A 12,652-nucleotide genomic window follows, 5' to 3' on the forward strand; every position below is an offset into this window, starting at 1 on the left:
TAATGATTTAAAGCAAATTTCGCACTCAAAGGTTTTGTTTCTTCCAAAGTCTGCTCATATACCTGCTCATACATCGGAAGTATCTTTGAAACATCAAATTCCTTAGCCCTTGCAAGAGCCCTTTCTTTGAATCCTTTAAGGTTATTGTCATCAAGGATTTCAAGAGCTTTTTCAGTCATGGTCTTTACATCTCCGATTTTGCAGGTGAATCCGGTGACACCATCAATATTCAATTCAGGAATCCCGCCTGCATCGGAACTCAATACAGGCACTTCACAGGCCATGGCTTCCAATGCGGCAAGACCAAAACTCTCCTTTTCGGATGGCATGACAAAAAGATCAGCTACGGAAAGAACTTCCTCCACGGCCTCAAGCTTCCCTAGAAACCTAATGTCATCACAAGAACCTAAGTCCCTGCAAAGTCTTTCCATCTTATCCCTTTCAGGACCGTCACCCACCAGCAAAAGCTTAGCAGGAATTTTTTTTCTCAATTCATAAAACACATGGATCACATCCTCTACCCGTTTGACTTTTCTGAAATTGGAAGTATGTACCAAAAGTTTTTCTCCATTTGGACAAATAGCCAACTTGAAATGTTCCTTTTTCTGCCTTTTGAATCTCTCTAGGTCAATGAAATTAGGAATTACCTTTATTTCTTTCTTTACATCAAAAAGCTCATAAGTGGCCTTTCGCAGGTCCTCAGAAACAGCGGTAACTGCGTCTGACTGATTGATGCTGAAGGTTACTACGGGTTCATAACTTGGGTCTTTACCGACCAGAGTAATATCCGTTCCATGAAGGGTGGTAACTACAGGAATGTAAATCCCCTGTTCCTTAAGGATTTGCTTTGCCATATAAGCAGCCGAAGCATGTGGGATCGCATAATGAACATGTAGCAGGTCAAGTTTTTCAAAATTTACCACGTTCACCATTTTACTTGCCAAGGCAAGTTCATAAGGTGCGTGCTCGAATAAGGGGTAGCTTTTGATATCCACTTCATGGTAGAAGAGATTCTGATTGAAAAAGTCCAGCCTAGTAGGCTGTCGGTATGTGATGAAGTGGACTTGGTGGCCTTCCTTGGCTAGGGCTTTACCTAACTCTGTGGCTACCACTCCACTACCTCCAAAAGTAGGATAACAAACAATTCCTATTTTCATGCTGACTTAAATAAATGATGATAACAAAAAATTAAACACGCTTTTTGTATTAAAATGTTCAATTACTATGATTTAATATTTTTTTAGAAGCGTGGTTTTCGTTAACCTTTGGTGCTTCCTATATGCATACACAATGAATCATTTATCCATAGCTTGGTAAATGACATCATGGATTTCCTGACGGATACGGTCTTTGAGCAAGATATTATTCTCGGCATAGGGATGCACCCTGTTGGATAGGAAAACATAAATCAGGTCATTTTCTGGATCTGCCCACACACAGGTACCTGTAAACCCTGTATGCCCAAAAGTACTCTTTGGTGCCAAATCTCCGGCACTTCCTCCTTTTCCCTTTTCAGGTTCGGGTTTGTCCCAACCCCATCCCCTTCTGCTTTGGGTAGATTGTCTTTTGGTAAATTCATGGACTGTTTCCTCATCGATAAATTCCACATCGGCATATTTACCACCATTCAGCATCAGCTGCATCATTACTGCGAGATCATTTGCTTTTCCAAAAAGCCCTGCATGACCTGCAATTCCTCCATACATGGCAGCACCAGGATCGTGAACGTATCCCTGAATTTGCCGCTTCCTAAATGCCACATCATCTTCTGTCGGAGCGACCAAGTCGATGGAATATTTGTTGACCGGATTGAATGTCATGGTATATAGGCCTAATGGTCCATAAAGGTTTTGTTCCAAAAACTCATCCAAGGGCTGATTGGTCAGTTCCTCCACCAAAGCCTGCATCAGATACATGGTCAGGTCAGAATAAACATAACTGTATTTTCTTTTATTGTGTTCCGGTTTTCTAAGCTCCGAGTTCACGGTCCATGCCCAAATACTGTCACGAAGGGAATTCATCGCAAACATATCATTGGACACAGGTAGGGAAAAACTCTGTTCAGCCACAGCCTTGTAATATTCCGGCTTCCACTGCCCTGCTTCCACTGTTTTGGCATAATGGGGCATAAAAGCTACGAGACCTGCTTCGTGGGCCAAAATGTCTTTCAAAATCAAATGCTCCTTATTGGTATTTCTCAACTCAGGGACATAGCGTCCTATGGGTTTGTCCATATCAATCATTCCCCTGCTTTCGAGAAACATCACAGCCTGTGTAGTTGCCAATATTTTGGTGATGGAGGCGAGGTCATACACTGTCTCCGTGCTGACAGGCTTTGATTTGTTGTAATCATAGTAGCCATAGGCCTTTTCAAATACCACCTGTCCGTCTTTTGCTACTAAAACTACCCCGCCAGGAAAAGCCTTTTTGGCGATGCTATTGGCCATGATCGTGTCAATTTTTGCCAATTTTCTGCTATCCAAACCCTGACTTTCCGGTATACTGTAAGCAAGCCTTCCCAGACCCTCCAAATATCCTCCGGTTCCTTGCCTCAGCGTAAGATTGACTGACACCGGCAAAAGCCCATGGGCATCTCTTGCACCAAAAATAATTTCAGGGACTAGGTTTTGGGTGATGGTATTATTTTCAAACGCCACAATATTATGGGAAATTTCAGGCAATGACTTGATGGAATAGGCACTGCCAAAAACAACCAGAATCACGTCTTTTTCCTCGCTTAATTTTTTGATGAATTCAAAATCACTCATGCTAACCCCAAAATTCCTTTTTGGTGTATTGGTGATTCCCATCATCCCGATGATGATGGTTGGATATTCTTTCAATTTGGAAGCAAGATCATTGAGACTTCCTTCATCCGATCCTTTGCTGATATCAAAATGGTCAAACTTAGCGTATTTGTCCAACTTTTTTTGAAACGCAGCTCCATCTCCTCCAATGGTAAGAGAAGCGAAATGCTGCATATCAAGGTGCTTCAAAGGAAGGAGATTGTCTTTGTTGGAAGTGACGGTGATAGACCTCTCATAGAGTTTTTCTACCAACAATGCCGCCTCGGGCCTATTGATTCTTTCTGCAAGTTTATAGGTCTCTATTGGTTTCTTTTGATCAAGTCCTGCCCAAAATTTAGCTTTGAGGATTCTTCTGATTTTTTCGTCCACTTCTTCCTGACTGATCTTTCCTTCGCTGATAGCCTGCAGGATCAGTGCTTTTGCTTTGGGAACATCCTGAGAGTATAGCAACACGTCATTACCGGCTAAAAGGGCATTAAAGTCTACTTCCCCGGGTTTTAAATTATTCAATACCCCCTTCATATTCAATGCATCTGTAAAAACAAGACCTTTGAAATTCATTTCATTTTTCAACAAATCAGTAACCACATATCTGGAAAGTGTGGTGGCCTTATTGGTTTCACTGTCCATACTCGGCACATGGAGGTGGGCAACCATGACGCTCATCAGGTCATTTTCGATCAATTCCCTGTAAGGGTAAAGGTCAATATCCTTGATCCTTGTTTCAGAATGCTTGATGACAGGCAAAGTATAGTGGGAATCGGCCTCGGTATCCCCGTGACCGGGAAAATGCTTGGCATTGGCCATGACCCCATTATCTTGCAAGCCTTTCATGTAAGCAAGGGATTTTCTTGCAACCAAATGTTTTTCTTCTCCAAAAGCCCTATATCCGATCACCGGATTATTGGGATTGGAATTTACATCGACCACCGGAGCAAAGTTGATATGCATTCCCAACTCTTTGAACTGGTAGGCGATTTCTTTGCCCATTTCATAGATAAGGTCCTCATCGGGTAATGCGCCCAAGGTCATGGCTTTTGGAAATCCGATGATGGAGTCCAAGCGCATGTTGACCCCCCACTCTGCATCCATGGCAATGAATAGCGGCATTTTTGAAATGGATTGATAATAATTGGTCAGGTTGGCCTGCCTTACAGGTCCCCCCTGAAAAAAAATCAACCCTCCAATATTTTGCTCAGTAACCAGTTTGGAAATTTCGGCAGTATGCTTTTCATCCTTATTGGAATATGCGGCCACCATAAAAAGCTGCCCCAACCTCTCTTCAAAGCTGTTGGTCTCAAAAACACTGTCCACCCACTCCATCTGCCTGCCCTGATTTTCGGTAAGCAGTGGATCCTTTTCATCCAATTTCGAATCCAGTTTGGATTTTTCCCAACCCATCAACGCATCAGACTGAAAAATAACTACCAACCCCAGAAGGACAGCCCAAACTTTTACCCGCATGCTATTGTTTAATTTTTATTGCTTAAATTTTAAAATAACTTTGTATCAATATACATCAATTTGTACAAACATATACGAAAAAAAGAAGCCCAAAGTATCAATATGTGATGATTGGGACAGATGTTTTATAATTGAATGATTACCAAATTGAATTTAACCGTTTTATGAAATTACCTTCTCTATTCAGAACAGCCCAACCTATGCGGTTTGATATCAAACCCAGGTTCTATGATCCTGTCAAAGAAGAAATCGAACAGCGTACCGCAAGGATCAAAAAAGAACTTCAGATGGAGGGAAAGCTTCCTTTTGATGAAGGATATGATCCTGAAAAGGATTCTTTTCGTAGTTCGGCAATCCGCGGGGCCTTTACCCAAGGAAGTCCCATCAAAGGAAGAACCAGCTCTCCCTTTTCAAATACGGGATTTTTGAGACTTTTGATTTTTTTGGTTCTGATAGCCTTGGTTTTTGGGTATGTGTATTACGGTGTCGATGCTGTGTATTATTTGCTTTATCTGGCTACGGCTATTTTCCTTGTTACATTGATTGTCAAGCTTAAGGGAAGGCTCAAGCAATGAGTGACATCATTCACCTTCTCCCTGATGCGATAGCCAATCAAATTGCTGCGGGAGAAGTAGTCCAGCGTCCGGCTTCGGCTTTGAAAGAACTTCTTGAAAATGCGGTGGATGCCAAAGCCTCACACATTCAGGTAATTGTAAAAGACGCAGGAAAAACCCTCATTCAGGTCATTGACAACGGCAAAGGAATGTCCTTGACAGATGCCAGGATGAGTTTTGAGCGTCATGCTACTTCCAAAATCAAAAATACTGAAGACTTGTTTTCTATCCGGACATTCGGATTTAGAGGGGAAGCCTTGGCTTCCATCGGCGCTGTGGCGCAGGTGGAAATGAAAACCCGTCAAACAGGTGCCGAATTGGGTACCCTAATTGTGATGGAAGGTTCGGAAGTAAAAAAACAAGAACCTGTCTCTTGCCCTGAAGGCACGTCTATATCGGTAAGGAATCTGTTTTTCAATGTTCCTGCAAGGAGAAATTTTCTGAAATCCAACCCAGTAGAGATGCGTCACATGGTGGAAGAATTCCAAAGGGTCGCCCTCTCCTATCCTGAAATCGGATTTACTTTCATCCAAAACGACCTGGAACTTTTCAGGCTTTTGCCAGGAAAACTCAGCCACAGGATATTGGGGGTTTTCGGAAAATCCTATCAAGGACAGTTGGTGGCCTGCCTGGAAGAAACACCACACCTCAATGTGCGTGGATATATCGGCAAGCCGGAATCAGCCAAAAAAACCCGGGGAGAGCAGTATTTTTTTGTGAACAATAGGTTTATCAAAAACAACTATCTCAATCACGCAGTCAGCAATGCCTTTGAAGGCCTGATGTCAAGTGACATGCAGCCCTTTTATGTGCTGTTTTTGGAGATTGACCCGAGTCATATCGACATCAATGTCCATCCCACCAAAACGGAGATCAAGTTTGACGATGAAAGGACCGTCTATGCCGTGGTAAGGTCAGCAGTCAAACAATCCCTTGGCGCCCATAATGTGGTGCCGGCTTTGGATTTCAGCTTTGATGTGAATTTTACTGAAAATTGGAAATCCAACCGGGAACAAACCGAAGCTGTCCATACAGAAAATACCCTCAAACCTGACAACCAAGGGATTGAGAATAAATACAAAACATTTCAAAGCCCTGCATTCCAAAAACAATCTGTTTCGGGTTGGGAAAGGCTTTTTGAGGTAGGAGGAAATTCCACAGAGATTTCCAGAGGAAAGGAAATAAGGAATATTGGGGAAGAGGAGATCCTGACCATTTCTTCCAAAGCCAACGAAGATGTCATCCAATTACCCGAAGGGAATGCCAGTGGAGCGACATTTCAAGTGGAAAACAATTATATTGTGGCTCAAATGTCTACCGGCCTGATGATCATTGACCAGCAGTCGGCACATGAACGGATCTTATACGAAAGGTACCGCAAGCAAATCAACCAGGCTGCAGGTGCCTCACAGCAGTGCCTTTTTCCTCCACATATCCAATTGAGCCAAGCTGATTTTGCGTTGGTGATGGATATCAGGGATGAACTTATGAGTCTGGGTTTTGTGATAGTAGAGTTCGGAAAAGACACGGTATTGATACAGGGAGTGCCTGCGGACATACAGGTCAACAATGAAAAGGCGCTTTTCGAGGGATTGCTCGAGCAGTTCAAGCAATTCAAGTCGGAGCTTTCTTTGGACAAAAGAGAAAACCTTGCGAGGTCGCTCGCCAGAAGGTCGGCCATCAAGCGAGGCAGCAAACTTGATATGTCGGAAATGGAAATCATCGTAGGCCAGCTTTTTGCCTGCCAAAATCCAAATTATGGCCTTTCGGGGAACAAAACTTTTGTCAAAATCGATTTACAACAAATTCATGGCTTCTTTACCAGATAGTGTATGTTTAGAAATCTCACCCCAGTAGTAAAAAATTTATTGATAATCACGATAGCAGTCTATGTGGTGACGGCGTTTTTGATGCCACAATTGAAAGGGATGCTTGCGCTGTATTATGTCAACAGTATCCGTTTTATTCCTACCCAATTTTTGACATATATGTTTATGCATGCTGATGGGTGGCATCTTTTCAGTAACATGTTTGGATTGTTCATATTCGGGCCTTTATTGGAGCAGTTTCTAGGCCCAAAAAAGATCCTGACATTATGGATGGTTTGCGGGGTGGGCTCGGGATTGTTGTATTCAGGCTATACTGCCTATCAGATGAACAAGTTAGACAATAAAATCAGTGCGTTTTATGAGGATCCAAGTCCAGAACTGTTCAATAAATTTGTAATTGAAAACAGGCATATGTTCAAAGCCGGTGTTTTCGATTTTGTGGATGCTTACAGTAGAAATCCTGAAGATCCGGCAAATATCCAGCGGGCAAAAGAAAACCTTACAGCAATCCGGGACATTCAGGCCAATGTGCCCATGGTAGGTGCATCCGGTGCTTTATTTGGTGTATTAATCGCATTTGCTATGCTGTTTCCAAACACCCAGCTCTTTTTATTGTTTCCTCCTATGCCGGTCAAAGCCAAATATCTGGTTCTGTTTTATGGCCTTTACACGATTTACAACGTAGTAAATAACAACCCGACGGACAATGTGGCCCACTTTGCACATCTCAGCGGTTTGATCGTAGGAGCAGCATTGGTATATTATTGGAAAAAAAGTAGGAAAGACTTTTATTAACTAACTATGTACGAAGGATTCTGGTATAACCTCAAAAACGCTTTCAGGCTACAAAACAACAGCCTGTACAAGATCATTGCGATCAATATCCTGGTGTTTTTTGTGATGGTTTTTGTAAGGGTGATTTTTACCTTCTCTGGGGCAGGAGATATATATCAGAGTTTCCGCTCATTGTTGATGATGCCGGCGGATTTGCCGCAATTGATTATCCAACCTTGGTCGGTATTGACTTACATGTTTTTTCATGAAGGGATTTTCCATATCCTTTTCAATATGTTGTTTTTGTATTGGTTTGGCCTTTTGCTCACAGAATACCTTGGAAGTAAAAAATTGGCAAATATCTACATTTTAGGAGGATTGGCCGGAGGGGTGCTTTACCTCGTGATGTATAATATCTCTCCATATTTCGCAGAATCATTGAGTAATGCCAGGATGCTAGGAGCAAGTGCCGGAGTATATGCCGTGGTCGTGGCTGCAGCGACTTTGGCACCAAACACCACCTTTTTTCTGCTACTGCTCGGCCCTGTCAAAATAAAATACATCGCGATATTTTATGTCTTGATTGCATTTGTCAATTCCACAGGAAATAACGCAGGTGGGGAATTGGCCCATCTTGGCGGGGCAGCTTTGGGTTTTTTGTATGTCTATCAGCTCCAAAAAGGCAGGGATATCGGCTCGTGGATACAGGCCATTGGAAATTTTTTCAAAGGAATTTTCTCCAGAAAATCCTCCGTAAAGGTCACCTACCGCAAAAGCAAAACTTATTCCACGGGACAGGAACATTCCAAACCTAGCCCTTCAAAATCCAGCGGAGTTAAAGTTGATGTTGCTACCCAGGAAGAAATCGATTTGATATTGGACAAAATAGCCGACAAAGGCTATGATGCGCTCAGTAAGGAAGAGAAACGCAAACTTTTTGAATTCAGTAAGAAGTAGTTTTTTTTAGGCCACAGTCCATTTTCCATTTCTCTGGAAATTGGTATTCAATTTTTATTTTCCGGAAGAGGCATTGAACAGCTCTCAGTTTTTGTATTGACTTTGTTTCTACCATCATTTCTTTTGCGATTTTGCACCTTTGCGAGAAATTATCTCTAAGACCCAATTTCCGTTTCCAAATAGCTTAGCCTGCCAAATTGGTCTATTCCCTGAATAACAACTTTATACCTCTGAACTATGTCGCTGTTGAAAAATTCAATTTCGGAAGTATTGCCCACCCATTTTAATTTGGGATTCCAATAGAGGGTTGTTCGAAAATCGGGTTTTGAAATAGTTTCTGTATCGTATTTTGGCATGTAAAATTCTTTCGGTGTAGAATATCCCGGAAACCTGATATTGAATACCCCTTCTCCCGTGTCTACGATCCCGTTACCTCGCTTGGTATACACCGCGATCACCCCTCCGGCACCTGCAGAACCAAACATGGCCAAACTTGCACCATCTTTGAAAACATCAATTGCCGCCATGTCCCTAGGGGAAATCGCACTCAAAAATTGAGCATCTACGGGGACATTGTCTAACAAAAATATGGGTGAAAGGGCATTCAATGAACCTGCCCCCCTGATCGTGATGGTCGGTGAACCCATGGGATTGGGTTTGATCTGCACTCCGGGGAATCTACCTTGAAGTAATTGCCAGATATCATAGTACCCCTCAAAGCCCCCTATTTCTGATGGCACTAATGTCATGTCCCCTTTTCCATAGACTCGGGTGACTTCTTCGGTTTCCGGCAGATATTTTTGGGATTGGACTACAAATTCATCTATCTCAACCAGATCCATTTCGTCAAATGCAGCCGCTGCCTGTCTCCGTTTTTCAGCATTTTCAAGGTAATCCCTTAAGGAAGGATTGACCTGAAAGCCTTTGACCAAAGGCCTGAATCCTATCCATGAATCATATTTGGCGGTCGGGGCATCCAATTCCAACTCGACAAATTCCTTCATCTTTTTGTCATTGATAGAAATCGTCAAAAGCGTGGTATCCGAAAAAACCATATCATCGATGATAAACTTCCCGGTCTCGTTATATTCAATCGCAAGAAAATCATCCTCTTTTCCTTTGCTGAATACGTTGATCATCCCTCCAGTTACACTTTTTTTATTATTTGCTTTAGGCTTGATAGTACCGGTGATATTGATTCCCTGTTCGATAAAATTTGGATTTGTAAATTTCCCAGACAATACTGCTTGCCAATCAAACCTTCTCCATCCATGAGTCAACATGACCAAATCCAGTCCTTCGACATCTTTTGATTCTCCAAAAAAATGCTTGGCAGAATGGATATTGCCACGGAGTTCGGATTCCATCTTGAGGTAAGAAATGATGTTGGAGGAAATATTATTTGAAAATTCATCTGCATCAGTAATTGAGACAGAGTAAGAACCCTTTTCAAATCCTTCTCCATCCAAGGTCAGTTTCCAAGAATTTTTCCCTCTTGGTTTTAATTCAACTTTCGAAGCATCAAGATTGATCTTTCTTTCCGGAGTAGGAATATAAACCAAACGCTCTGCCAAGGCAGTGCCACTAGGCTCGAAAATAGTCACCTGATTGATGCCTGGAGCAAGATTGGCTTTGTTGATACGGGCACCTGTGACACCGTTGGATAGGTTGATCACCTGCATGTGTCCGATTCTGCCGCGTGCATGTACCACAAGTAAGCCTTCTCCGGTCGGGGAGATGGCCTTGAAATCATTGGCCTGAACCAAAATATTCATGACCAAATCCTTGGTATTGTCTACGGCAAGGTTAATTCCCTGCACCTTGACCTGAGGAAGTTTTTTCTCAAAAGATTGATCCTTGACGGTAATTTTGGACACATATTTTTGACCCTCTTTGGGGATAAAACTGAAAGCTCCCAAGCCCCATTCATTGGTAGCAAAATCAATTTCTTCTTCTCCAAGGCTGATTTTTCCTGAAAGCTGTACCGGTGAACCATCGGGAAAAACTGCCCTTACTGCCACTTTATTACTAAATCCGGAAATCAGGTCGCCTCCTTCAGGCAAAAACTGGATATCAATACTTCCTGAAGGAAATGGTAAAATGAATTTTCTTACGATGCCATAGTCTTCATTTTCATTCCAAGTAAGGACAAGCTCGGTTACCACTTCCAAAGAAGAAAGGGGTATGCTAATTTCAAGGGAACTGCTCCCATTCTCATCCAAAATGATTGAGCCTTTTTTGATCAATTTTTCGGCAGCTAAAAATTCGTAACTGATATTTTCGCCTTTTAAAGGAATGAGGTTACGGTTGACAGCATTGATCTTTGCCTGGTAAAGGATTTCATTCCCATTTTCATTTTTTTCAAAAACCACCGAAGGCTGAAACCTGAGGTTGTAAGGTTCGAAAATTTCAATTTGAGTACCAAAAACCGATTCCTCTCCAAAACCCTTTGACCAATGGGAATAGGCCTTGATATGGTAAATGCCTTCCTTGACAAAATTGTCGAGCTTAAAATCCCCGCTTCCATGGCCTTCTTCGATTTTGACCGTTCTCTGCTGGAGAAGATTCCCTTCATTATCCAATAAATCCACATACACGGTCTTACTCAAAGGCGATGGCAGGTCGGGGCTTCCTGCTGTGACGTAAGTAGAAAACCAGATCATGTCCCCGGCAGCGTAGGTGTTTTTATCCAAGTGAACAAAAACCTTTTCTTCTGGAAAATCATTGACATAACTCTCTGTCATACTGATGATTTTATCCGAAAGTTCGGTAATGCCAAACTGGTTTTGGAAAGAGGAAAGGAAGAATAAAAATGCTAGGATCAAAAATGAAAGGATATACTTGACTCGACTCATTATTATTTAGGTTTTGGTTGGATTTAAAAAGCAAATGCCATAATCCATTACGTCGGGATGATGACAAAGTTTATTTTAAAATTAAATTTAGTTTCAATATTAGAAAAAAATCTACCTCATTAATAATTTGAAAGAAAAATTAACTAAACATATATTTTTAATTCTTCTTTTATCAAATGGTTTGGGAAAATAAATATTGATTTACTCCAATTGGGCCACTTCATTCTTATTGGCCAACTGACCGCAGGCAGCATCGATGTCCTGACCACGGGATTTGCGGACTTTGGCTACGATACCATTATTTTCCAAAATCCGCACATACATCTCCACGGCTTCTTTGGATGCCTGACGGAATTCTCCTTCATCGATGGGATTGTATTGGATGATGTTGACTTTGGAGGGAATGATTTTACAAAATTTGGCAAGTGCCCTTGCATGTTCCTCGTTGTCATTGATGCCATCCCAAATCACATATTCATAAGTGACTTTTCGCTTGGTTTTTTGGTACCAATATTTCAAAGCTTCAGCCAAATCCTCCAGAGGATTGACATCATTGATCGGCATCAGACGGCTTCGGGTCTCGTTGATAGCGGAATGCAGCGAAATGGCAAGGTTGAACTTGACTTCATCGTCGGCCATTTTCTTGATCATTTTGGGAATGCCGACAGTGGAAAGGGTAATCCTTCTTGCTGCCATTCCAAGACCCTCAGGAGAAGTGATTTTGTCGATGGCTTCGATGACATTGGCGTAATTGAGGAGGGGTTCGCCCATTCCCATAAAGACAATATTGGTCAGCGGTCTGTTGAAGTAGGTCTCAGCCTCCTCTTTGATTGCAACCACCTGATCGTAGATTTCATCCGGGTTGAGGTTGCGCATGCGCTTCAGGCGGGCAGTGGCGCAGAAGTTACAGTCGAGGCTGCAACCTACCTGAGAGGAAACACAGGCGGTAATCCGCTTGGAAGTAGGAATCAGGACAGATTCCACGATTTTGCTGTCAAAGAGCTTGACGGCATTTTTGATCGTACCGTCTGAGGAGTGCTGCATCAGGTCGACGTGGATATGGTTGATGATAAAGTTGGCTTTGAGCATTTCCCTTGTTTCCTTGGAGATGTTGCTCATGTCATCAAAGTTTTTGAGAGACTTGTTCCAAAGCCATTCGTACACCTGCTTGGCCCGGAATTTCTTTTCACCCTTGTCGATAAAAAATTCCTCCAACTGCTCCAAGGTGAATTTCCTGATGTCTTTTTTCGCCGTACTGTCCATGGTGCAAAGGTAAGGGATAAAAATTGGAAGATTGTAAAATTGAAAGATTAGGGAGTTAGTGGTTTGGGCAAACTGGAAGATTTAAAAAT

General features: G+C 42.2%; 8 protein-coding genes. 4 read left to right on the forward strand and 4 right to left on the reverse strand.

Annotated features, from left to right (window positions below; all coding sequences use genetic code 11):
- A partial coding sequence (gene bshA / locus ACZFYI_RS07505) for an N-acetyl-alpha-D-glucosaminyl L-malate synthase BshA (RefSeq protein WP_462523507.1) occupies positions 1–1,157 on the reverse strand: 1,157 nt, incomplete at its 3' end.
- Positions 1,158–1,295: 138 nt separating this feature from the next.
- On the reverse strand, positions 1,296–4,271 hold the full coding sequence (locus ACZFYI_RS07510) for a glycoside hydrolase family 3 N-terminal domain-containing protein (RefSeq protein WP_462523508.1): 2,976 nt from the start codon (positions 4,269–4,271) through the stop codon (positions 1,296–1,298).
- Between the two features lie 164 nt (positions 4,272–4,435).
- Between ACZFYI_RS07510 and ACZFYI_RS07515 the strand changes: the two genes are divergently transcribed.
- Genes ACZFYI_RS07515 through ACZFYI_RS07530 form a run of 4 tightly spaced genes read left to right on the forward strand, consistent with a single transcriptional unit; the run spans position 4,436 to position 8,445 of the window.
- Positions 4,436–4,846: a hypothetical protein gene (locus ACZFYI_RS07515; RefSeq protein WP_462523509.1), complete on the forward strand. Its 411-nt coding sequence runs from the start codon at positions 4,436–4,438 to the stop codon at positions 4,844–4,846.
- Positions 4,843–6,714, forward strand: coding sequence for a DNA mismatch repair endonuclease MutL (gene mutL, locus ACZFYI_RS07520; RefSeq protein WP_462523510.1), 1,872 nt, complete (start codon positions 4,843–4,845; stop codon positions 6,712–6,714). Before ACZFYI_RS07515 ends, mutL begins: the two co-directional genes overlap by 4 nt.
- A 3-nt stretch (positions 6,715–6,717) precedes the next feature.
- Positions 6,718–7,509, forward strand: coding sequence for a rhomboid family intramembrane serine protease (locus ACZFYI_RS07525; RefSeq protein ID WP_462523511.1), 792 nt, complete (start codon positions 6,718–6,720; stop codon positions 7,507–7,509).
- A 6-nt stretch (positions 7,510–7,515) separates the two neighbouring features.
- Positions 7,516–8,445 (forward strand): rhomboid family intramembrane serine protease, encoded by a 930-nt coding sequence (locus ACZFYI_RS07530; RefSeq protein ID WP_462523512.1) that lies wholly within the window; start codon positions 7,516–7,518, stop codon positions 8,443–8,445.
- Between the two features lie 155 nt (positions 8,446–8,600).
- Here the strand turns inward: ACZFYI_RS07530 and ACZFYI_RS07535 are convergent, their stop codons facing one another.
- Complete coding sequence (locus tag ACZFYI_RS07535) at positions 8,601–11,300, reverse strand: TonB-dependent receptor plug domain-containing protein (RefSeq protein ID WP_462523513.1); 2,700 nt, start codon at positions 11,298–11,300, stop codon at positions 8,601–8,603.
- Positions 11,301–11,501: 201 nt separating this feature from the next.
- Complete coding sequence (gene rlmN, locus ACZFYI_RS07540; protein WP_462523514.1) at positions 11,502–12,563, reverse strand: dual-specificity RNA methyltransferase RlmN; 1,062 nt, start codon at positions 12,561–12,563, stop codon at positions 11,502–11,504.
- Positions 12,564–12,652: the final 89 nt, after the last annotated feature.

The organism is Aquiflexum sp. (assembly GCF_977115555.1).